Raw genomic sequence first — 21,708 nt, 5'->3', positions numbered from 1 at the left:
GGTAAAGTTAATGCATTGGCAGGTGTTTTAGGGCATTGTTGAAAAGTTGGGGGAGTGTGGATATGTAGCAAATAAGTGTACCTGCCGCACTGATTAATCGTATCCGTTTCTGTCGAAGCCCTACCTCGCCACCAACTTCCCGTTCACAATCCTATCCGTATAATCCTGGATCAGGGCTTTACAATCCTGCATGCCTTTTTGCATTTCGGCGTTGGGTTGCGCGGTCATCAGATTTTTCTCCAATCCTTTATCACTCACGGCAAAAATGCCGGTGAAGTTTTTACCATCAAACAGGTAAGTATAATTTCCCTGCATAAACTGGTAGATATTCCCTGTTGAGTTAATCACCCTTGGCTGCTCATCGGGTTGGTTACTCACCAAGCTCCTCCCCCATGATCTGAAAGGTTTGTTATAACCAATCAGATCCACCACAGTTGGGTAAATATCCATTTGCGATGCCAGATCGGTACGCACGCCTTTAAGATTGTAGGTATTGTTGGCACTGTAAAACAGGATAGGCACCGCGAAACGGTTCACCTGCTTGCTGTACTCAGGATAATAAGTTTGACTGGTGTGATCGGCCGTGATCACAAAAATGGTATTATTAAACCATGGCTGCGTTTTAGCATAATTGAAAAAAATCCGCAGTGAATTATCCGTATACTGAACACATTTATCAATAGCCAGCGGACCACCCTTAAACCTCGATTTATATTTTTCGGGCAGCTGATATGGATCATGCGATGACAGGGTGAACAGCGTAGCCATAAAGGGTTGTTTCTGATTGCTCAGCGTACGCCCCACGAACTGGAAAAAATGTTCATCCCAAATGCCCCAGATACCGTCAAAATCTTTATCGTCGTTGTATTCTGTACGGCCATAATAATTTTTATATCCCAAAATGCTGCCAAAACCCTGAAATCCCATCGACCCGTTGGCTGCCCCGTGAAAGAACGAAGTTTGATACCCCATGCTATCGCAAACCGATACTACCGACTGGATCTGTTGTTTGGCATATGGCGATGAAGTAAAAGCATTTTGAAACGAAGGAATCCCCGCCAATACCGACGACATGGCATGGATTGATTGCCTGCCCGTTGCATAGGCATTGGTAAATATGAGACTGCTGTTGGAGAGTGAATCCAAAAACGGTGTATAGGATTTAAATCCCGGTATATTAATATTACGGTTCATACTGCCCCAATACTCGCGGGCCATACTTTCGAGTATAATGATCACCACATTGGGTTTATTAGCCGGTTTGGTGTTGTATTGTTTTATGGGTTTGATGTTGGTTTTAATATAAGCCTCATCCGTCCAGTGCTGGAGTTTGTAGTTGTTGGTGCCCAGTGTCCTGAAAATAGCGAACGGCGTGTTCAGCACAATATCGCCCTGGTTGGGTACGGCGATGTGTTTATAAGCATCAACCATATTAATAGGCCGTGTACTGTGTGCAAAATCACCCCTGATGCCTCCGATAACCAGCGTCAGAATGAGCAGGAACGACACTATCGATGATAAGAAATATACTTTTTTTTCCCTTACCGCGGCAGATTTTAACTTCACCCGGTTATAGAGCCAGATCCAGCAAAGTGAACACAATATAAATATGATGATCACATACCAGTAAGCTTCCGAAAAATGCGTAAACAATAGTTTTTTGTTGTTCTCGTCAGCCAACACATCAAGTGTTGCCTTGGTTGAACGTACCTGGCTAAAGCGATAGTAAATGATATCAACAAAGTTGGTAGCGTAAGCAAGTAAGTTGGTAATAAAGTACAGTATAGCCATACCTTTCTGAAACCGGGGCCTGGTGTTTACCGTGAGGGGTAAAACGCTAAACAGGATGAATAAACTGTTAATATAAAGCAGTGCCGTGGTATCAAAGGCCATACCGTAATAGCACAATTTAAGCAGCGCCCAAAAGCTGTCAACTGCAAACAGGTGCGTATTAAAAGCAAAGAATAATACCCTTGCAATAAAATAAAACAAATACCCCAAAAACAGCCTGTATAAAAGTACTTTATATTCGGCCAACCTCAATTTACTTTCCATGAAAAACGCGTTGCTTTAGTTTCCCCAAAGATTTGACCGGCAGGGATTGATCAAACCCAATTTTCCCCGGGAAGCTAATAGGAAGCGAAAGTAAAGAAAATTGGATAACAATTATTTAATGCTAAATCAACAGTGATTTAATGACATTCAGTTAGCAAATAAGGGTAATTGATATTGCGGGCATAGACAGGTGAACTGAAATAATGCCAGGATTATTATATCCATATCCCCTGTTGGATATCTTAAAATTACTTATTAACTTTGCAACACAAAGTACTTTTAAATATACAATTATTCTATGGGAGACCATATAACAACATATCAAAAACTAAAATTATAGAGTATGGACCTTTTTGTAGATGAACATTCGATAGTGCGCAGGATCTGGGGCAAGGCAGATACCATCCTGTTCATTTTTGCAGGTGCAGCAGCCGAGTTTGCTTTAAATAAGGCTGTCGACTGGCTTTATTTCACCGGAAAACTCCCTGCCGATCCTTTAGCGCGATTGTTTAGCACTGTAGCTTATTCCCGGCAGATCATTTTTTCGGGGCGTGAAGAGGCGTTAAAGGCCATCGATAAAATAAACGCCATACATAAAGGAGTTGAAACGGCCCGTGGTTCCCAAATACCCGACTGGGCTTATCGTGATGTGCTGTTCCTGTTGATCGATCTGTCCATCCGTTCATATGAATTACTGGAAAAGCCTCTTAGCGCAGCCGAAAAAGCCGAAGTGTTTAATGTATTTAACCGGGTTGGCAAACGAATGCAGCTAACAGGTCTGCCAATAGATTATCAACACTACCAGCAAATGCGACAAGAACATCTTCAAAACAACTTAATTAACAGCGATTTTACTGCCGACTTATACCGTCAGTATAAAAAACATCTTGGTTTTGCCCGGTACCAGATTCTGAAGCAGGCACAGTTGCTAACCGTGCCCACGCAGGTTAGCCAGGAACTGCTGCTGGGTAAAATAGCCTGGCTTTGGCCTGTATTAAAGGTATACAAGGCAATAAAGAATCTTAAACCCGGAAAGTTTTTAAGGGATGCCCTCCTGCCGGTACAATACAAAATCCAGATCCAGGGAATGGACCAGGCATACGCTTTAAATTAATCCATGAAAACAGCTATTAAACATTTCGGGATCTTTGTACAGCAGCAGGCGCTCTCCTGCCTGTTCCCGGTTTTGGTATTTGCCATGCTGGCACTTTCGCATTTGTTTACAGGCATTTTGCCCCGGTATGACTTTATGCTGATAGCCTGCCTGCTTATCCAGGCTGCTTTATATTACACCGGGATCGAAACTAAGGATGAAGTACTGGTAATTTGCATATTTCATCTGCTGGGCCTGGTGATGGAGCTTTTTAAAGTTCACTACGGCTCATGGGCCTATCCTGAATTTGCTTATCTGAAAATAGGCGGAGTTCCGCTATATAGCGGCTTTATGTATGCCAGCGTTGCCAGCTATATGTGCCAAGCCTGGCGAAGGCTAAACCTGCAAATACAAAACTGGCCTAACCGCTACATTGCCCGCACTATAGGTATTTTGATATACTTTAATTTTTTCAGCAATCATTTTATGCCCGATATCCGCTATGGCATAGGCGTGCTGATCCTTTATTTTTTCAGGCAGTCGGTTGTAGTTTTTCATTTACGGAGACGGGCGTATCGCATGCCAACTATATTGTCATTTATGCTTATTGGCTTTTTCATCTGGCTTGCCGAAAATATAGCTACCCGGCTTGGAGCCTGGCGCTATGCCTACCAGCACCATGCCTGGACAGTAGTAAATTATCAGAAAATAAGCTCCTGGGCCTTCCTGGTAATTGTAAGCTTTATCATTGTTGCCGAATTAAAATTACTAAAAGATAGCACAAAACCGTTACCGGTGTTATCAGCTTGAATACTTTCACAATGTCAAGCTCAGTAATTCAAGTAAAGGGGCTAAGCATAAAAGAAGTTTCTTCGGTTCCTTCACGTATGTCTGAAATAGCTTGCTGCCAAAGTCCCCAAATCCGAAATCGAAATTCCGAAATCCGAAATTATAATGAAATCATAATTCTCTGATCACCCGGCATGGATTTCCTGCAGCAACTACATTTGCCGGAATACTTTTGGTCACCACACTTCCTGCACCTATTGTCGTATTATCACCTATGATGACTCCGGGACAAACAATTACACCACCACCCAGCCACACGTTATTGCCAATAGTAATAGGTGCCGCATATTCGGGGCCTTTGATCCGTTCGGCAGCTATGACCGGGTGATAGGCTGTATAAAGCTGCACATTGGGCGCCAGGAACACGTTATCACCGAAGGTAACACGGGCACAATCCAATATAATGCAGTTAAAATTCAGAAACAGGTTATCCCCGGCTATTATATTAAAGCCATAATCACAGTAAAAAGGCGATTGAATATCAATATTGCCTTTAAAGCTTCCCAGCAGTTGTTTTAACAGGGCTGTTTTGGTTTCCTTGTCATCATAGCTTGTTGCATTATATTGTGTAAACAATTGCCGGGCTTTTGAACGGGCGGCAACAAGTTCGGCATCCCCTGCATTGTACAGTTCGCCGGATGTCATTTTTTCAAGTTCAGTCATAGGGTAATGTTTGCATATGCAGGTTACAGGCAAATATAAGTGTTCAATATTTAACCGGCCACTCATCAACAATGCAAACTCTGTTATAATTCATTGCATTACCAGGTCATTTGCTTCAATAGTGTGGTTGATGAGCCTGACTTTCGATTCATTTCAAATTCCAAAAACTATTCACCTCTCGTCAAGTTATACTAATAGTTAACTTTTCATAAATAAAAAGAAAAAAATATGAAAAATTTAAGAATAACAGCCGCAGCTATCGCACTGTCATTAGCCGGCTCTTTGGCATTAGCTAACGGACACCAGGCTCAAAATACCGGTGTATCAGTAAAAAAGTACACATTGACCACTGATACTGTGCCAGATAAAAATAAAAAGAAACCAAAAACGCCGGTACCCACACCAAAACCAACAGATCCGGTGCCAAGTCCAACGCCGACACCAGCACCAACGCCTACTGATCCAAATCGGGTACCAACTCCTGCGCCAACGCCAACGCCAACACCAAACCCTTCACCAACACCTAATACCCCTAATCCGGAGCCGCAGCCAAATACGCCTAACCCAAGCCCTATACCAAATACGCCAAGCCCGACAACACCAAGCCCGACACCTAATCCGTCGAGCCCGACCAGGCCAGCAAGTCCTGGTCAATAATCATAGGTCGGTTTTAAAATATGAACGCCCCGGGGGATATTGCAACCCGGGGCGTTCATGTTATATATTTCTAATTGTATTTAGTTACTCACCTGGGTAAACGTATAAGGCAGATTAGTGAATGTACCACCTAATATCTGCGACGTTTCAATAGATGCTATGGTACCATCATCATTATAGTTTACCTTTTTGGTGGTCATACTATAGGTACCGGTTATCACATTTTTTGATGGATCTATAGAGGTAATTATGATAGAACCCGAACCTGGCTCAACCACACCTACCTGATTATAAGATGTACCGCCAGTTGATGTGAAATAAGCCATATTTACCCTGTTGGTAGCGTCAACCTTATAAGTAGCCACCGGAAAAGTATTGACATTGGTAGCATTAGCATCACTTAAAGTAATCGTCCATTTTACTCTTTTCAGGTCAGCAGTACCAACTACACTAAATGATTTTGTTTTAGCAGTGGCATCATAATTTATAGTAGCGGTAACATCATCAGGGATCCATGATGTACCATTTATAGTTGCGGCAAGTATTTGGTCGGAAGTAGTGGAAGCAGAAGTAACAACGTCCTTTTTACAGCCCTGGAATATTATAGCTGATAAAACGAACAGCATTAATAGTTGGATTTTCCTCATATATAAATTTTATGCAAATAACGATGTTTAAGAAGTAATAATCACAACCGAAATTACTTTTTTCACATATTTTAACATTCGCCGGCATGGCGGCTTTTAATAGTTAAGCCCCAATTATAATACAATTCATTTTATTTAACCATATTAGGCCGAAATTTTTAAACATGATCAACGTAAACGAATATTTTGAAGGTGCCGTAAAATCACTGGCATACACTACCCCGCAGGGCCGCTCAACCATTGGCGTTATTGAGCCCGGCGAATATGAATTTGGCACATCAAGCCACGAAACCATGACCGTAATTGAAGGCAGTCTTGAAGCCCTCCTGCCCGGCCACGACAAATGGCAAACATTTACCAACGGCCAAACTTTTGAAATTGAAGCCAATACTTCATTTAAAGTAAAAACAGAAATACAGAGTTCTTATTTGTGTACTTATAAGTAGTTGGCAGTTCATGGCCTATAGATCATGGTTCATGGTTGATAGCTCATGGTTAACTAAAGGTAATCACTCTCCCAAATACAATTTAAAGACTTAGTCAATTGATATTCAGACTTACGAAGTTTCGAAAACTTCGTAAGTCTTTCAGTACTCAGCATTCTGTTAATTCCTTAATTCTATAAATTCCGGTTCAGACAATTAAACTATTCTTTTGGTACTTTGCAAAAGGCATTGTATTGTGCACGTGCGGTACGCTGAAAATTCTCCTATCTTATCGCCACCAAACTCTTGCACCTCTGGCACCTCCTGCCGTTATGCTCCAATGGCTTCGCTTCCTCAATTAATCCAATTCTCAACGATGATCCATGAGCCATCAACTATGAACATACACTCCAAATCCTACTAATCACATAGAGAAACACCACAAAATTTAATTTGGTTATAGCTAAAAAGTCAGCTTTAATAAATGTATTGCACAAGTTTGGTATAACTTTATATTGATTCTAAATAATTTTTTTCGTACTTTCATTTTGTACATCATAATATTTATCTCTTTTTGTTGAGATAATGTTAAATAATTATGATTTAAATAATTGATTTTTTAGAAATCTTTAAAAATTACCGTAAATTTTATAATTTATTTGAGTTTTGGTAACTTCGTGGTTACACCCCTTATAAAATTGTAAACGGTTTAATTTAAACAATGGATCAAACTGATAGCCACCAGGGTCTTTACAGACCGGAATTTGAACACGATTCGTGCGGAACGGGATTTATAACCAATATCAACGGTCATAAAACCAACCAAATTATTGATAACGCGTTAACCATGCTTGAAAACATGGAACATCGTGGTGCGTGCGGATGCGACCCCGAGAGCGGGGACGGTGCGGGAATTTTAATACAATTGCCCCATGAGTTTTTAATGGAAGAATGCTCAAACCTTGAGATCAGCCTGCCGGAACCCGGCGAGTATGGTGTAGGTATGATATTTTTACCTAAAGATTCGGCCCAGAAAAAGGCCTGCCGTACCATTATTAACAATGCTATTGAAAAATTAGGTTTACATAAGCTGGGCGAGCGTAAGCTTACCGTTGATTCATCAGTTATTGGTGAAACAGCCCGCCAGGCCGAGCCTGATATTGAGCAAATTTATATTGCAAGACCGCATCATATTACCAACGCCGATGATTTTGAACGCAAATTATTCGTGCTCAGAAGGTATATCAACAAAACCATTACTGAAACGGTAGCCGGCGCTTCTGATAATTTTTATTTTACATCATTAAGCTGTAAAACCATTATTTACAAAGGGCAGCTTACTACCTACCAGCTGCGTAAATACTATACTGATCTTTCTGATCCGCGTATCGCATCGGGCTTTGCCATGATCCACTCGCGTTTCTCTACCAATACTTTCCCTTCATGGAAACTGGCCCAGCCATTCCGCTTAATTGCGCATAACGGCGAGATCAATACTCTTACAGGTAACTTAAACTGGTTTTATGCCGGCCTGAAATCATACGCTTCGTCTTACTTTACTGCCGAAGAAATGGACATGTTGTTGCCGGTGATTGATAACAACCAGTCGGATTCTGCCTGCCTGGATAATATCATTGAAATATTGTTGCACTCCGGCCGTTCATTGCCGCATGTAATGATGATGCTGGTGCCTGAAGCATGGGATGGCAACGAAGCCATGGATCCGCTTAAAAAAGCGTTCTACGAATTTCACGCTACTTTGATGGAGCCATGGGATGGACCTGCCGCTATTACCTTTACCGATGGTAAACTGGTAGGTGCCCTGCTTGACCGTAACGGCTTGCGCCCGCTACGTTTCGTAATCACCAATGATGGTCGTGTAATAGCAGCATCAGAAGCCGGCACTTTAGCTATCGACGAAAGCACTGTTTTACGCAAAGGCCGCTTACAGCCTGGTAAAATGTTATTGATCGATACTGAAAAAGGCCGCATCATCACTGATGAAGAGATCAAGCAACAAATTGCATCACAGCAGCCATACGGCCGCTGGTTAGAGAATTATAAAATTAACCTGAGCGAGCTTTCAGAACCACGTTTGGCTTTCGCCAGCTTGTCTGAAGCCTCTGTATACCGTTACCAGCAGGTATTTGGCTACAGCCGTGAGGATATCGACACCATCATTAAACCGATGGCATTAGACGGCAAAGAGCCTGTAGGCTCAATGGGTACCGATGTGCCTTTGGCTATCCTTTCGGATAAACCTCAGCACCTGTCAAGCTATTTCAAACAATTCTTTGCCCAGGTAACCAACCCGCCAATCGACCCGATCCGTGAGCGTTTGGTGATGAGCCTTGCTACCTTTATCGGTAACAATGGCAACCTGTTAGACGAAGATAAAATGCACTGCCATTGCGTGGTATTGAAACACCCGATATTGAAAAACCACCAGTTAGAAAAACTGCGCAGTATCGATACCGGCCTGTTCCACGCTAAAACCCTGCAAACATACTTTAAGGCTGATGGCCTGCCGGGTTCATTGGAAAAAGGCATTGCCCGCCTTTGCCGCTATGCCGAAGATGCCGTTGATGACGGCTTCGAAGTATTGATCCTTTCGGATCGTGCGGTTGACTCTGAGCATGCTCCTATCCCTACCCTGCTTGCTGTATCGGCAGTACACCACCACCTGATCCGCAAAGGTCGCCGTGGCGCTGTTGGTCTGGTTGTTGAAACCGGCGATGCCTGGGAAGTGCATCACTTTGCCTGCTTACTGGCCTTTGGTGCTACAGCTATCAACCCATACCTGGCGCTTTCAACTATTGAAACGCTTAAAGATAACGGCAGCCTTGAAACCAGTTACGATATCAAAAAGCTGCGTAACAACTACGTTAAATCTATTAACGATGGCTTGCTGAAGATCTTCTCGAAAATGGGGATCTCAACCTTACAGTCATACCATGGCGCACAGGTATTCGAGATCCTTGGTTTGAACAAGTCAGTTGTTGACAAATACTTCCACGGTGCAGTTACCCGTATAGGCGGTTTAGGCCTTGACGAAATTGCCCGCGAAGCCCTTTGCAAACACAAAATGGGCTTTGAAGCTAAAGGAGCTGACAACCTGTTACCTGAAGGTGGTATCTACCAGTGGAAACGCCGCGGCGAAGCCCACTTGTTTAATCCTACTACCGTTCACCTGTTACAGCACGCCACACGTACTAATAGCTACGAGGTATATAAGAACTACGCTAAGGTAGTTAACGAGCAAACTGAAAAGCACTTCACCATCCGTGGTTTACTTGATTTTGCCCACCACCGCGAATCAATCAGCATTGATGAGGTTGAACCTGCAGAAAGCATCATGAAGCGTTTTGCTACAGGTGCCATGTCATTCGGCTCTATCTCGCACGAGGCGCACAGCACCATGGCTATTGCCATGAACCGCATTGGCGGCAAAAGCAATACCGGTGAAGGTGGCGAGGATGAAATGCGTTACGACAAATTGCCAAACGGCGATTCATTACGTTCAGCAATTAAGCAGGTAGCATCAGGCCGTTTTGGGGTAACTTCAAACTACCTTACAAATGCCGATGAGTTACAGATAAAAATGGCGCAGGGCGCAAAACCAGGTGAAGGCGGTCAGCTGCCGGGCCATAAGGTTGACGACTGGATCGCTAAAACCCGCCATTCTACCCCGGGTGTAGGTTTGATCTCACCTCCGCCGCACCACGATATTTACTCTATCGAAGATTTGGCACAACTAATCTTCGACCTTAAAAATGCTAACCGTGCAGCACGTATCAACGTTAAGCTGGTATCAAAAGCAGGTGTGGGTACTATTGCAGCAGGTGTTGCTAAAGCTCACGCCGATGTGATCCTGATTGCCGGTTATGACGGTGGTACAGGCGCATCGCCAATAAGCTCTATCAAACACGCCGGTTTACCATGGGAACTTGGTTTAACCGAAGCTCACCAAACACTGGTACGCAACAAACTGCGTAGCCGTGTGGTATTACAAACAGATGGTCAGCTGAAAACCGGCAGGGATTTGGCTATCGCTGCCCTGATGGGTGCCGAAGAATGGGGTGTAGCTACTGCTGCCCTTGTTGCAGGCGGCTGTATCATGATGCGTAAATGCCACTTAAATACCTGTCCTGTAGGTGTTGCTACCCAGGACCCTGAATTGCGCAAATTATTCTCGGGCAAACCTGAGCATATCGTAAACCTGTTCCGCTTTATGGCTGAGGAATTACGTGAGATCATGGCCGAGCTTGGTTTCCGCACCATTCATGAAATGGTTGGCCGCGTACAATTCCTGAAAGTAAAAGATAACCTGCAAAGCTGGAAAGCCAAAAAGATTGATCTTAGCGGCATCCTGCACCCGGTTACCAACACCAAAGGCATGACCCTGTACAACAGTGAATCACAGGATCATGGCATGGCCAATATCCTTGACTGGAAACTATGGGAAGCTGCGAAGCCTGCTATTGAAGATAAAACCCCGGTATTTGCTTCGTTTGATGTGATTAACGTTGACCGAACCATCGGTACCTTGTTATCTAACGAGATCTCTAAAGTTTATGGTTCGGCTGGTTTACCTGACAATACTGTTAACTTCAAATTTAAAGGTTCGGCCGGTCAAAGCTTTGCAGCATTCACCACTAAAGGTGTTTCTTTCGAATTGGAAGGCGAAGCTAACGACTATGTAGGTAAAGGTCTCTCGGGTGCCCAGATAGCTGTTTATCCTGCTGCCAATGCAACCTTTGTACCTGAAGATAACATCATCATCGGTAACGTAGCCCTTTATGGCGCTACATCAGGTGAATTGTTTGTAGGTGGTATGGCCGGCGAACGTTTCGCGGTACGTAACTCTGGCGCTACCACTGTTGTTGAAGGTATCGGCGACCATGGTTGCGAGTACATGACCGGTGGTCGTGCGCTTATTCTTGGTAATACAGGCCGCAACTTTGCAGCCGGTATGAGCGGAGGTATAGCATGGGTTTACAATCCTGAAGGTACGTTTGCAGAAAACTGCAATACCGAAATGGTTGACCTTGACCCGCTAAGCGTACAAGACGAAGAGCAGATCCTCACCCTGCTGCGTAAACACATCACTTTAACCGGCAGCAAGCTGGCGCAAAAGATACTAAACAACTGGAATGAAGCATCAACCCAGTTTGTGAAAGTATTCCCGAGAGAGTATAAAAAAGTATTAGAGAAATTACAATATCAAACCATAGGCTAAGAAATGGGAAAACCTACAGGATTTCAGGAGTTTAATCGCGAACTTCCATCAAAAGTTCCGGCTGCTGAACGCGTTAAGAACTATAACGAATTTGTGAATTTATATACTGAAGAGAAGCTTAACCAGCAATCGGCCAGGTGTATGAATTGCGGTATCCCTTTCTGCCATTCGGGATGCCCCCTTGGTAATATCATTCCTGAGTTTAACGACGCTGTGTATCGTAAAAACTGGGAAGAAGCTTACCATATATTATCATCAACTAATAACTTCCCTGAGTTTACGGGCCGCATCTGCCCTGCCCCATGCGAATCTGCATGTGTGTTAGGCATCAACAAGCCGCCTGTTGCTATTGAGGAAATTGAGCGCCACATCATCGAGATCGCTTATGAGAAAAACCTTGTAAAACCAACTGCACCGCTTGTTAAAACGGGCAAAAAGGTAGCCGTTGTAGGTTCGGGCCCTGCGGGTCTTGCCGCTGCTGCACAATTGGTGAAAGTTGGCCACACCGTTACCGTTTACGAACGTGATGACCGTGCAGGTGGTTTATTACGCTATGGCATCCCTGATTTTAAACTGGAAAAATGGGTTGTTGAGCGCCGCGTTGAAGTAATGGAAAAAGATGGCGTTGTATTTAAATACAACAGCGAGGTTGGTGTAAACGTAGCTGCTGATGAACTGGTACGTAACAACGATGCCGTGATTTTAGCAGGCGGTTCAACTATTCCGCGTAACCTTAACATTCCGGGCCGTGAGTTAAAAGGCATCCATTTTGCAATGGATTTCCTGAAACAGCAAAACAAACGTGTTAGCAATATTGAAGTTACTGCCGAAGATATTATAGCTACCGGTAAAGACGTAGTGGTAATTGGCGGCGGTGATACCGGGTCGGACTGTGTGGGTACTTCAAACCGTCAGGGTGCTGCATCAATCAAACAATTTGAGGTGATGTTCCAGCCGCCGGCTCAGCGTACACAGCATATGCCATGGCCTACTTACCCAATGGTACTGAAAACTACCAGCTCACACGAGGAAGGTGCCGACCGTTTCTGGGGTGTTAACACCTTAGAGTTTTTAGGTGATGAAGAAGGTAACCTTCGCGCGTTAAAAGTAGTTGATGTTGAATGGGAGCAGGACTTTATGGGTCGCCCGGTAAAATTCCATGTGGTTGAAGGTTCGGAGCGTGAGATACCTTGTCAGCGAGTATTCCTGGCTATGGGTTTTTTACATCCACAACATGATACTTTCATCAACCAGCTTGGTGTAGAACTTGACGACCGTAAAAACGTTAAAGCTAAAGAAGGTGTTTACCGTACCAATGTAAGCAAAGTATTTACAGCAGGCGATATGCGCCGCGGACAATCATTAGTGGTTTGGGCTATATCAGAAGGCCGTGAAGCTGCCCGTAAGGTTGACGAGTTTTTAATGGGACACTCCTTACTGGAAAGCAAAGATGCCGTTAACCAGTTCGACCAGGTGTTTTAATGTTAGAGATTGGAGGTTTGAGATTAGAGGTTAGTTATTTTTAACTCACAAAGTAGAAATCTCCTTATCATATTGTTTTAATTATGAAGCCGGGCGTTTGCCCGGCTTTGTTGTTTTTTACTTTTCCAGGTACTCTTTAAGCGAAATACCCGTAATATGTGTCCAACCGGCAACAAAATTTTCTTTTTTGAAGGAATCCAACGGCGGGAAAGTTTCCAGACCGCTATGGGTGAGGATTAATTTGGTACCATTCCCTTCAGGGAACAGTTCCCACGTAACTTCCGAATCGCCTTCGTAGCCATCATATCGCCAGGTATAAGCAATGGTTTTACCCTCAACAACTTTAGTTACCCGGCACAGGTGACGGTATTGAAAATTATCGTTATCTCCCGCCGTAAATTCAAATTCAAATCCTACCTCGGGTTTAAATTCGGCAAGGTCGAAATACCATTCTTTCATTTTTTCTTTAACGGTAATGGCTTCCCATACCTTTTGAATGGGCGCTGAATAAACGCGTTCAATTACAAATGGTTGTGTGCTCATAGTTTGTTGTTTTTTTGGTTATCTGTATTTTGTTCGTTGGTTAAAAAAGCGTCGAGGGCATCCAGCTTCTGCGTCCAAAACCGGCGGTATTGCTCTGCCCAGTCTGTAACTTGCTTTAACTGTTTCAAATCGGCATGGCAATAGCGTTCCCTCCCCTGTTGCTTAATAACGAGCAACCCGCATTCGGTTAATATTTTTATGTGCTTGGATACAGCCGGCCTGCTGATATCAAAATTATCGGCCACGGCATTAAGGTTCATTTGCCGGCTGGCCAGCAGGTTAATGATCTCACGGCGGGTTGGGTCGGCAATGGCCTGGAAAACATCTCTTCGCATAGTAACAGAACGGAAACATAAAACCGTTCGGTTACAAATATAAATGAAACCATTTGGTTACGCAACATCTATTTTAATTTTCTTAAAAAGACGCAACACGCACCTACAGGGTGCTACTTTACTTTCAACATACTTATTTACAAGCATATGCAATACACCCCTATCCTCAAATCATTTCATTATTCGCCAAATAAGGATATAGGCAGTAAGCGGCAGCACTTATACCATAGGTAATTTTACGTAGTGAAAATTGGGTGATTATACCTATTTCGGGGTATTGTTTTTTGCCATATTTTTATCACACCTGAATGTTTAATGCAATTTAATACAATGGCAGTACGTATAGTATCTATAAAAACCGACACCACACCGCACGATAACCCTTATGTGGCCATCGACTCACTTGAATGGATCAACGAGCGGATCAATGTAAAAGGCCTTACCGAAAGGTCGAAACTTTATGACTGGATAAAACATGAGGATGGTGAGGCTTACATTATTGATGACAAAGGCAATAAAACCAGTTTGATCCCTGCTATTTGTCCCGAGGGAAACAAGTATGTTAAAACGGTTTACGACGAATCCAAACCCGACTATCTGCTCGGCTTACCGGAATGTGCCTGAAAGGTTGCTACCAGTTTTTAAAAGGATGAACGCTTAATCTGGCATTATAATACCGATCATCGCCGGTTACCTCAGTTGTTACCCATGGCGGCAGTTCAAACTTTTCATCCTCGCTGCCAAGCTCAATTTCGGCCATCAGTAAACCCTGGTTATCGCCTAAAAACTCGTCAACTTCCCAAAGTTTACCGGTATAAGTAATGCGGTAGCGGTATTTTTCCAGTTCAGAGACTGCAAAGTTATCAAGCAATTGAATGCCATCGGCTGCGGGAATGGTGTATTCAAACTCGCTCCGGCTAAAACCTGCTGTACTTCCTTTTATAGTGATATATGCTTCTGTATCAGTAACCCGTACCCTTATTGTTTTCTTTTCATCACTAAAAATATACCCCTGCCTGAAATGCATTGCCTCAGGCTTTGTTACCAGCTGCCATTTCTCCTGATCTACCAAAAATTTACGTTCTATTTCAATTGCCATCAGATTTATTCTCAACTTGCAATTTTAGCATTATTTAACATTTGGGCGTTGGTAAATATCATATATTTATAATATATCGAACCTATATGCTAATTGCTAAACCTTTTACAAATTTAACCTGCATTGTATTGACTTTGTTTTGCCTTGGTTGTAAACACCGCAACATTGTTAAACATGACGGCGAAAAAGATCTGATCTCATTTAAACCTGTCTTTGGCATCAGCTATACCGAAATTGCGCGGCGTTCAGAAAACGGGCTATCATTTAACCATTTTGGTTACCAGTTAGAACCGGAATGGAAAATGCGATTTGTTTCAAATGATTCTACCTGTATCTATAGCCCAACCAAAAAGCAGTTCATCAATTTCCCCCTTACCCGTGGTTATGACTCTATTTTTAATACAGCCCGCACCTGGCTCAAAGTTAAAACCATGACAAAAGACAGCATAATCATTGAATTGCTTAAGGCCTATGCTGATTCCGTTGATACGCGCGGCGCTAAAGTTTACATGGTTTTTTATGCGGATAAGTATATAAACAATGTACTTCACGGCGATTTAAGCAAATGCAAAAGCCCGAGCAAAAAAGACTCTGTTTACATACAATGGTTAACCGATGCCGCAAACAAAAATGTTAACAAGGCCTTTGCCGCCCGGCAGCCCGTCGAACTTAAAAGCAAAAGCCCGCATGTTACTTTTAGTAAACGCCATACAGAGCCAACCATGCTTAACAACTTCGATACTTCTTATGATTATATGAACCCCGAGTTTGATATTACCATCGATAAAGCCTACAGCAATTTTTACTATTCATTCTCCATGTTTATTGATCCGGCCGGGCAAATACATTATGGAAAACCCCTTACGGCATTTTCGGAAAAAAGCTACGAGGAAAATTATATTCACCTCTCTACAGCGGTAATGAACAGTTACCTTAAATACTACCTAAACTTTATTCCCGGTAAAACACTTGGTATAGTGCATACCAGCGAGATAGCCGTTCATGTTACGGGAAACCGGGGCGTGTAGATTTAAGTCACGGGGGTATGTAAACTCCTCATTTTAGCGTTCATAATAAGTCATATGTTTAACAAATACCTATATGATACCTAACAAACCTATAGCAAAATTAACCTGCTTTGTTTTGACTTTGCTTTGCATGGGCTGCAAACAACGTAATATTGTTAAACACAATGGCGAAAAAGACCTGATTTCGTTTAAAACTGTATTAGGTATCAGCTATACAGAAATAGCGCGCAGATCAGATAATGGGCTGTCATTTAATAACTCCGGTTATCAATTAGAACCGCAATGGAAAATGCAATTCGTTTCCGATGATTCAGCCAGTATCTACAGCCCGGCTAAAAAACAATTCATCAATTTTCCGCTTACCCGCGGATATGATTCTGTTTTTAATACCGCCCGCGCCTGGTTAAAAGTTAAAACCATGACTAAGGATAGCATGATCATCGAAATGCTTAAAGCCCATGGCGATTCGGTTGACACCCGCGGCGCAAAGGTTTATATGGTTTTTTATGCCGATAATTATATTAAAAACACACTTCACGGCGATTTGAGCAAATGTAAAAGCCCCAACCGCAAAGACTCGATATATATAAAGCAGTTAGCCGAAGCGGCCAATAAAAACATTAAAAAAGCCTTTGCAGCCCGCCAACCGGTTGAACTTAGCAGCAGCAGCAACCGGATAAAAATAAAAAAACTCCATACCGAGCCAACCATGCTCAACAATTTTAACCCATCCGACTATATGCGACCCGAGTTTGACATCACCATTGATAAAGCCTATGCAAACTTTTACTATTCGTTTTCAATTTTTGTTGACCCCATGGGGCGGATGTATTATGGTAAACCCCTGCGGGTATTTTTCGAAGAAACTCAAAGGGTAAGCAACACCCATCTTTCAAAAGCCGTAATGGAAACTTACCTCAGGTTTTATCTTGATGTAAAGCCAGGCAGTACGCTTGGCGTTGTACATACCAGCGAGATTGCGGTAAACGTTACCGGCAAAAGTGGCTTATAATGATATCGGTCCATTTTTTAGCCATTTATCAAATTATCTATATCTTTAGCAGCAATGCTACTTATCAATCGTAAAACGTTAAAAACTGCAGCATTTGGGCTGCTCATCATCATATCTGCCTTTATTTCGGGTTGCGGCAGCAGCCCTTCAGGTAAAAAGAAAAGAGAGCTGATCTCCTTTAAACCTTACAATGGTATCAACTACTCCGAAGTATCCAGGCGTCAAAAAAATGGCCTCTCGTTTAACGAATACGGTTATCAACTGGAGCCGCAATGGAAGCTAAAATTTGTTTCAGACGATTCGATAAGCATTTTCAGTCCAACAAAAAATGCATTTATTAATTTCCCGCTTACCCGGGGTTATGATTCCATCTTCAATGCAGCGCGTTCATGGCTAAAGATAAGGCAAATCAATAAGGACAGCATAACCATGGAAATCCTGATCCAGAAAGGGGATTCACTTGATGTTAAAGGCACCAAGGTGTTCATGCGATTTTTTGCTGATAATTATGTAAAAAACGTTTTGCACACCGATACCGCTACATTAAGAAGGCCAAGCCGTGCCGATACTGTATTCATCCGTTCGCTTGCCGCTAAAGCAACTGCAGATTATACCAAGGCTTTTGCAGCCAGACAGCCGGCTATTATAACCAGCAAAAGCCCGCTGGTAACCGTGTCTGGCCGCACTACCAAACCGGACATACTTAATAATTTCGATAACTCTGATGACTACCTCGACCCTACTTACGACATTGTGATCAAAAATGCCTATAAGGATTTCTATTTTTCCTTCACTATGTATGTTGATGATAAAGGCAGTTTGTACTACGGTGCGCCGCTTGTCGGATTTAACGGCGACCAGGAAAGAGAAGCCGATTATATTCATACATCAAAAGCCGTTGTGGACAGCTACTTTAAATTTTACCTTAATGTAAAGCCTGGTACTACCCTGGGCATCATTCACGCAAGCATGGTCTCCGTGCATGTTGAGGGCAAGGCCAAAACTGCAGCCAAGTAACAATTGTGCTATTTTGTATAAGCGTATAGCTTTTAGCGTTTAACTTTCGCAAGCGGCTAAAAAGCATTTGTAAAAAAGTGTTAAATAAACGGCCGCAAAAAATGCAATACGGCTAAATGTTTATATTAGCCCCTGTTACTTCTTTAACTTATATTGATGATCATACGTCGATTTTTACTCCTATTATGCCTGCTAACCGCTTTTGGCGCATCTGTTTTTGCCCAGCAGGATAGCATCCCCCTAACAACCATAATTGAAAAAACCAGCAAGTTTAACAGCAGCTACCCTATCGAGAAAGTTTACCTGCATACAGATAAACCTTATTACGCTGTTGGCGATACCATTTGGTTTAAAGCCTATGTAACCATTGAAAAGCACCAGCCATCGGCACTGAGCCGCATAGTATATGTCGACCTGATCAACAACCGCGATTCCGTAGTTGAGAGTCAGCGCATTGCAGTAACCAACGGGTTTGCAAGCGGCAACATTGTGCTTAATGGCGATACCTACAAACAGGGGGCTTACCGCCTGCGCAGCTACACCAACTGGATGCGTAATTTCGACCCGGATTATTTTTATGACCATACTTTTAATGTTGGCAATGCCATAGATAACCAGGTACGCACCAACATCACTTATAAAAGCTCAAGCAAAAGAACAGGTGTTAAAGTTGATGCCACCATCCTTTACAAAGGGCCTGATAACAGTCCGTATGCCAACAAAAAAGTAAACTGGCAGCTGATGAAAAACGGCGACCCTGTAAGCAAAGGCCACGGTATTACTGATGATAAAGGCGTATTGCAGGTTGACCTGCCCGAAAGCCAGGCCGATGTAATTACCGGCGGTATCCTGGTTACTTCCATTGACGTTGGCGACCGTAAAACTATCAGCAGCAGCTTTTCTATGCGTACAGCCGTTAAAGGCTATGATGTGCAGTTTTTTCCGGAAGGAGGGCAGTTAACCAACGGAATCCGCACAAAAGTTGCTTTTAAGGCTATAGCCTCAAGCGGGCTGGGCGTAGATATCAAAGGAACTATTGTTGATGATAAAGGCGTCGAAGTTGCCCAGATCAGTAGTGCCCATTTAGGGATGGGCATCTTCGCTATTACTCCCGATATCGAAAGATCGTACAAAGCAAACATTACTTTCCCCGATGGATCACAGGCTACCTATAACCTGCCGCGCGTGCAGTCTATGGGGATCAACATTGCCGTTTACAACAATGATCCTACTAACCTCACCGTAAAAATATCGGCTAACGATTTGTTTTTTCAGCGCAAACAAAACAAAAGTTTTTACCTGGTGGCGCAAAGCGGCGGTGTTATTTACTATGCGGCGCAAACTGTACTACAAAGCACGGTTTATTCGGCCAATATCCCTAAAAGTAAATTCCCCACAGGTATTGTGCAGGTAACGCTGTTTTCATCTGGCGGATATGCTCTGTGCGAGCGGATTGTGTTTATTCAGCATAACGACCAGATGAACCTGGCCCTTAAAACTGATAAACCATCATACACTACAAGGGGCAACGTTAAGATCACTGTATCGGCAAAAAACAATACAACCCCGGCCGAAGGCAGCTTTTCGGTAGCTGTTGTTGATGATGGTACAGTACCGTCAAATGAAGATACAGAATCAACCATATTGAGTAATATGCTGCTTACCTCGGATCTGAAAGGTTACATCGAAAAACCGAACTATTATTTCAATAAACCCGATGATGAAAAACTGACCAACCTGGATATTTTGATGCTTACCCAGGGTTACCGTCGTTTTGATTATGAGGATATACTGGCCGACAAAAATCCGCCTATATACCTAATGCCGGAGCAAGGCATTGACGTAACAGGAACATTGAGGACCAATGCGGGCCTCCCGGTAGCCAAAGGCAGTTTAAGGTTGCTTATTCCTGATAAAAACTTTTCGGCAGAAACAATTACCGATATGTCGGGCAATTTTAAATTCTCAAACGTGAATGTGCCGGATACGTCAAAAATTACACTGAGTGCCCGTAACAATCCTAACGGACGCAACATGGTCATATCGGTTAATGGCGAAGCTTATCAAAAACTGAGCAAAAACAACAATATCCCCGATGAGATCCTGAATATTGACAGTACTTTCCGTCCTTATTTACAAAACAGCTATAAGCAATATCAAAGCTCACGCACCATAAAGGAAGTTGTTGTAAAATCAACCAAGATCGTAAAAAAAGCCAGTCATGCTGATTACGGCACCTTTTCAGGTTTACCTATGCAGGCCGATCATGAAGTATCTGCACAGCAATTACAGGGCTGCCCTTTGTTGTTAAACTGTTTATCAACCATGGCAATGGGCCTTACCTATATCGACAACAATTTTTACGTTACCCGCGATTACAATGCCGGTGGCCGCACCCCGGTGCAGGTATATGTAGGCAGCCTGCCTGTTGATGCCAACTTTTTATCGAGCATCCCATCGAGCGAGGTTGAATCTGTGGAGATCTTTTTAAATGATGGGGTAAGCGGCATTAACCGTAATACCCAAACCAAGGGTGTACTGGTGATTAACAAAAAGGTTGTTAAAAAACAAAAGATAACACTTGCACAATTGCAGGAACTTATCCCCAAACAAAATGTGATCACTTTTGCAGTGCAGGGCTATACCAAGGCCAAAGAGTTTTACTCGCCTAAATATGATGTAACCAAAGCAGGCACGCTTGGCGGCGATTTACGTAATACTATTTACTGGAAACCTAACGTAATTACCGATAAAGCAACCGGCACTGCAACTATCAGCTTCTTTAACAGCGACCAGCGCGGCTCATACCGTGCTATAATTGAGGGAATTGACGCCGAAGGTAATATAGGCCGAAGTGTGATCCACTACAACGTAAAATAAAAATTTGTACAAATTTTGCTAATGAATTAAAAAAGCCCTGGTTGCCAAAAAGCAGCCAGGGCTTTTTATTTATCCCTATCCATATCAATTTTAGCTTAGCTATGCTGCTTTTAGCTTTTATATAAGCAATAAAAAATCATTTATCAGCTTTTAGCTTTAGGCATTCTGCTTTTAGCTTTATATAATGTTTGTTATATTAGTACAACCAATTAATTTAAACATTATCATCATGAATTTTCAACTTATCAACTGGCTGGCCGTTATGGTTGCAGCATTATCCGCGTTTTTAGTTGGCGGTATCTGGTACTCTCCTGCCCTGTTTGCCAATGCATGGATGGCAGATAATAAACTAACCAGTTCCGAATTACAGGCTTCCAACAAAGGCAGGGCCTTCGGCTTTACAGCGTTCTTTTCTATCATTATGGCTGTAAACCTTGCTATGTTTTTAGCCGATGCAAAAACCGATCTTGCCTGGGGAGCTACAGCAGGTTTCCTTGCCGGTATCTGGACATTCTGCGCTATTGCAATCCACAGCCTGTTTGAGCTTAAAAGCTGGCGGCTGATATTCATAAACGGGGGTTACAGCGTGGTATCTTTAACCCTGATGGGCGTGATATTAGGTGCCTGGAGATAGGATGATTATTCATTAATAGAAAACGAATTTATGCGAATTGCACAAATAGC

The 21,708-nt window shown here is 42.9% G+C and carries 18 protein-coding genes; 12 read left to right on the top strand and 6 right to left on the bottom strand.

Features of this window, described 5'->3' with window-relative positions; translation table 11 throughout:
* Positions 1 to 120 precede the first annotated feature (120 nt).
* Positions 121 to 2,055, bottom strand: a complete 1,935-nt coding sequence (locus MusilaSJ_RS26975; protein ID WP_274987842.1) for an LTA synthase family protein — start codon at positions 2,053 to 2,055, stop codon at positions 121 to 123.
* Between the two features lie 343 nt (positions 2,056 to 2,398).
* Here MusilaSJ_RS26975 and MusilaSJ_RS26970 point away from each other — a divergent pair, with 343 nt between their 5' ends.
* Entirely contained in the window at positions 2,399 to 3,169 is a 771-nt protein-coding gene (locus MusilaSJ_RS26970; RefSeq protein ID WP_274987841.1) for an oxygenase MpaB family protein, read from the top strand.
* Between the two features lie 3 nt (positions 3,170 to 3,172).
* Entirely contained in the window at positions 3,173 to 3,958 is a 786-nt protein-coding gene (locus tag MusilaSJ_RS26965; RefSeq protein ID WP_274987840.1) for a DUF817 domain-containing protein, read from the top strand.
* A gap of 150 nt (positions 3,959 to 4,108) precedes the next feature.
* Here MusilaSJ_RS26965 and MusilaSJ_RS26960 read toward each other — a convergent pair whose 3' ends face one another.
* Positions 4,109 to 4,660: a sugar O-acetyltransferase gene (locus tag MusilaSJ_RS26960; protein WP_274987839.1), complete on the bottom strand. Its 552-nt coding sequence runs from the start codon at positions 4,658 to 4,660 to the stop codon at positions 4,109 to 4,111.
* A gap of 228 nt (positions 4,661 to 4,888) precedes the next feature.
* Between MusilaSJ_RS26960 and MusilaSJ_RS26955 the strand changes: the two genes are divergently transcribed.
* Positions 4,889 to 5,317 (top strand): hypothetical protein, encoded by a 429-nt coding sequence (locus MusilaSJ_RS26955; protein WP_274987838.1) that lies wholly within the window; start codon positions 4,889 to 4,891, stop codon positions 5,315 to 5,317.
* A gap of 80 nt (positions 5,318 to 5,397) precedes the next feature.
* Here MusilaSJ_RS26955 and MusilaSJ_RS26950 read toward each other — a convergent pair whose 3' ends face one another.
* Positions 5,398 to 5,964 (bottom strand): DUF6252 family protein, encoded by a 567-nt coding sequence (locus MusilaSJ_RS26950; RefSeq protein WP_274987837.1) that lies wholly within the window; start codon positions 5,962 to 5,964, stop codon positions 5,398 to 5,400.
* A gap of 164 nt (positions 5,965 to 6,128) precedes the next feature.
* Between MusilaSJ_RS26950 and ppnP the strand changes: the two genes are divergently transcribed.
* From ppnP to MusilaSJ_RS26935, 3 genes are all read left to right on the top strand, one after another.
* The gene (gene ppnP / locus MusilaSJ_RS26945; RefSeq protein WP_274987836.1) at positions 6,129 to 6,410 is read left to right on the top strand and encodes a pyrimidine/purine nucleoside phosphorylase; all 282 of its coding nucleotides are present in this window, start codon (positions 6,129 to 6,131) and stop codon (positions 6,408 to 6,410) included.
* 700 nt (positions 6,411 to 7,110) lie between these two features.
* Positions 7,111 to 11,628 (top strand): glutamate synthase large subunit, encoded by a 4,518-nt coding sequence (gltB, locus tag MusilaSJ_RS26940; RefSeq protein ID WP_274987835.1) that lies wholly within the window; start codon positions 7,111 to 7,113, stop codon positions 11,626 to 11,628.
* A 3-nt stretch (positions 11,629 to 11,631) separates the two neighbouring features.
* On the top strand, positions 11,632 to 13,110 hold the full coding sequence (locus tag MusilaSJ_RS26935) for a glutamate synthase subunit beta (protein ID WP_274987834.1): 1,479 nt from the start codon (positions 11,632 to 11,634) through the stop codon (positions 13,108 to 13,110).
* Positions 13,111 to 13,227: 117 nt separating this feature from the next.
* Here the strand turns inward: MusilaSJ_RS26935 and MusilaSJ_RS26930 are convergent, their stop codons facing one another.
* Together MusilaSJ_RS26930 and MusilaSJ_RS26925 are read right to left on the bottom strand one after the other, a co-directional pair.
* Entirely contained in the window at positions 13,228 to 13,653 is a 426-nt protein-coding gene (locus tag MusilaSJ_RS26930; protein WP_274987833.1) for an SRPBCC family protein, read from the bottom strand.
* Positions 13,650 to 13,988, bottom strand: coding sequence for an ArsR/SmtB family transcription factor (locus MusilaSJ_RS26925; protein WP_274987832.1), 339 nt, complete (start codon positions 13,986 to 13,988; stop codon positions 13,650 to 13,652). Before MusilaSJ_RS26925 ends, MusilaSJ_RS26930 begins: the two co-directional genes overlap by 4 nt.
* 330 nt (positions 13,989 to 14,318) lie before the next feature.
* Here MusilaSJ_RS26925 and MusilaSJ_RS26920 point away from each other — a divergent pair, with 330 nt between their 5' ends.
* Entirely contained in the window at positions 14,319 to 14,612 is a 294-nt protein-coding gene (locus MusilaSJ_RS26920) for a hypothetical protein (protein ID WP_274987831.1), read from the top strand.
* 7 nt (positions 14,613 to 14,619) lie between these two features.
* Here MusilaSJ_RS26920 and MusilaSJ_RS26915 read toward each other — a convergent pair whose 3' ends face one another.
* Positions 14,620 to 15,087, bottom strand: a complete 468-nt coding sequence (locus MusilaSJ_RS26915) for a CYTH domain-containing protein (RefSeq protein ID WP_274987830.1) — start codon at positions 15,085 to 15,087, stop codon at positions 14,620 to 14,622.
* Positions 15,088 to 15,173: 86 nt separating this feature from the next.
* On the opposite strand from MusilaSJ_RS26915, the gene MusilaSJ_RS26910 reads away from it, so the two are divergent.
* The 5 genes from MusilaSJ_RS26910 to MusilaSJ_RS26890 all read left to right on the top strand — a co-directional run bounded on the left by MusilaSJ_RS26910 (position 15,174) and on the right by MusilaSJ_RS26890 (position 21,658).
* Entirely contained in the window at positions 15,174 to 16,115 is a 942-nt protein-coding gene (locus tag MusilaSJ_RS26910; RefSeq protein ID WP_274987829.1) for a hypothetical protein, read from the top strand.
* Positions 16,116 to 16,188: 73 nt separating this feature from the next.
* Positions 16,189 to 17,127, top strand: coding sequence for a hypothetical protein (locus MusilaSJ_RS26905; protein WP_274987828.1), 939 nt, complete (start codon positions 16,189 to 16,191; stop codon positions 17,125 to 17,127).
* A gap of 54 nt (positions 17,128 to 17,181) precedes the next feature.
* The gene (locus MusilaSJ_RS26900) at positions 17,182 to 18,144 is read left to right on the top strand and encodes a hypothetical protein (RefSeq protein WP_274987827.1); all 963 of its coding nucleotides are present in this window, start codon (positions 17,182 to 17,184) and stop codon (positions 18,142 to 18,144) included.
* A 156-nt stretch (positions 18,145 to 18,300) separates the two neighbouring features.
* Positions 18,301 to 21,024 (top strand): carboxypeptidase regulatory-like domain-containing protein, encoded by a 2,724-nt coding sequence (locus tag MusilaSJ_RS26895; protein ID WP_274987826.1) that lies wholly within the window; start codon positions 18,301 to 18,303, stop codon positions 21,022 to 21,024.
* A gap of 229 nt (positions 21,025 to 21,253) precedes the next feature.
* The gene (locus tag MusilaSJ_RS26890; RefSeq protein WP_274987825.1) at positions 21,254 to 21,658 is read left to right on the top strand and encodes a DUF1761 domain-containing protein; all 405 of its coding nucleotides are present in this window, start codon (positions 21,254 to 21,256) and stop codon (positions 21,656 to 21,658) included.
* Positions 21,659 to 21,708 lie beyond the last annotated feature (50 nt).

The sequence above is a fragment of the Mucilaginibacter sp. SJ genome (assembly GCF_028993635.1).
GTDB lineage: Bacteria > Bacteroidota > Bacteroidia > Sphingobacteriales > Sphingobacteriaceae > Mucilaginibacter.
Note: the sequence above shows the minus strand (reverse complement) of the source record. Positions and strands in the feature narration are given on the sequence as shown.

Excerpts from the sequence above, each read along its gene's own strand:
- MusilaSJ_RS26975 (WP_274987842.1), bottom strand. The coding sequence starts at position 2,055 with ATGGAAAGTAAATTGAGGTTGGCCGAATATAAAGTACTTTTATACAGG.
- MusilaSJ_RS26970 (WP_274987841.1), top strand. The coding sequence starts at position 2,399 with ATGGACCTTTTTGTAGATGAACATTCGATAGTGCGCAGGATCTGGGGC.
- MusilaSJ_RS26965 (WP_274987840.1), top strand. The coding sequence starts at position 3,173 with ATGAAAACAGCTATTAAACATTTCGGGATCTTTGTACAGCAGCAGGCG.
- MusilaSJ_RS26960 (WP_274987839.1), bottom strand. The coding sequence starts at position 4,660 with ATGACTGAACTTGAAAAAATGACATCCGGCGAACTGTACAATGCAGGG.
- MusilaSJ_RS26955 (WP_274987838.1), top strand. The coding sequence starts at position 4,889 with ATGAAAAATTTAAGAATAACAGCCGCAGCTATCGCACTGTCATTAGCC.
- MusilaSJ_RS26950 (WP_274987837.1), bottom strand. The coding sequence starts at position 5,964 with ATGAGGAAAATCCAACTATTAATGCTGTTCGTTTTATCAGCTATAATA.
- ppnP (WP_274987836.1), top strand. The coding sequence starts at position 6,129 with ATGATCAACGTAAACGAATATTTTGAAGGTGCCGTAAAATCACTGGCA.
- gltB (WP_274987835.1), top strand. The coding sequence starts at position 7,111 with ATGGATCAAACTGATAGCCACCAGGGTCTTTACAGACCGGAATTTGAA.
- MusilaSJ_RS26935 (WP_274987834.1), top strand. The coding sequence starts at position 11,632 with ATGGGAAAACCTACAGGATTTCAGGAGTTTAATCGCGAACTTCCATCA.
- MusilaSJ_RS26930 (WP_274987833.1), bottom strand. The coding sequence starts at position 13,653 with ATGAGCACACAACCATTTGTAATTGAACGCGTTTATTCAGCGCCCATT.
- MusilaSJ_RS26925 (WP_274987832.1), bottom strand. The coding sequence starts at position 13,988 with ATGCGAAGAGATGTTTTCCAGGCCATTGCCGACCCAACCCGCCGTGAG.
- MusilaSJ_RS26920 (WP_274987831.1), top strand. The coding sequence starts at position 14,319 with ATGGCAGTACGTATAGTATCTATAAAAACCGACACCACACCGCACGAT.
- MusilaSJ_RS26915 (WP_274987830.1), bottom strand. The coding sequence starts at position 15,087 with ATGGCAATTGAAATAGAACGTAAATTTTTGGTAGATCAGGAGAAATGG.
- MusilaSJ_RS26910 (WP_274987829.1), top strand. The coding sequence starts at position 15,174 with ATGCTAATTGCTAAACCTTTTACAAATTTAACCTGCATTGTATTGACT.
- MusilaSJ_RS26905 (WP_274987828.1), top strand. The coding sequence starts at position 16,189 with ATGATACCTAACAAACCTATAGCAAAATTAACCTGCTTTGTTTTGACT.
- MusilaSJ_RS26900 (WP_274987827.1), top strand. The coding sequence starts at position 17,182 with ATGCTACTTATCAATCGTAAAACGTTAAAAACTGCAGCATTTGGGCTG.
- MusilaSJ_RS26895 (WP_274987826.1), top strand. The coding sequence starts at position 18,301 with ATGATCATACGTCGATTTTTACTCCTATTATGCCTGCTAACCGCTTTT.
- MusilaSJ_RS26890 (WP_274987825.1), top strand. The coding sequence starts at position 21,254 with ATGAATTTTCAACTTATCAACTGGCTGGCCGTTATGGTTGCAGCATTA.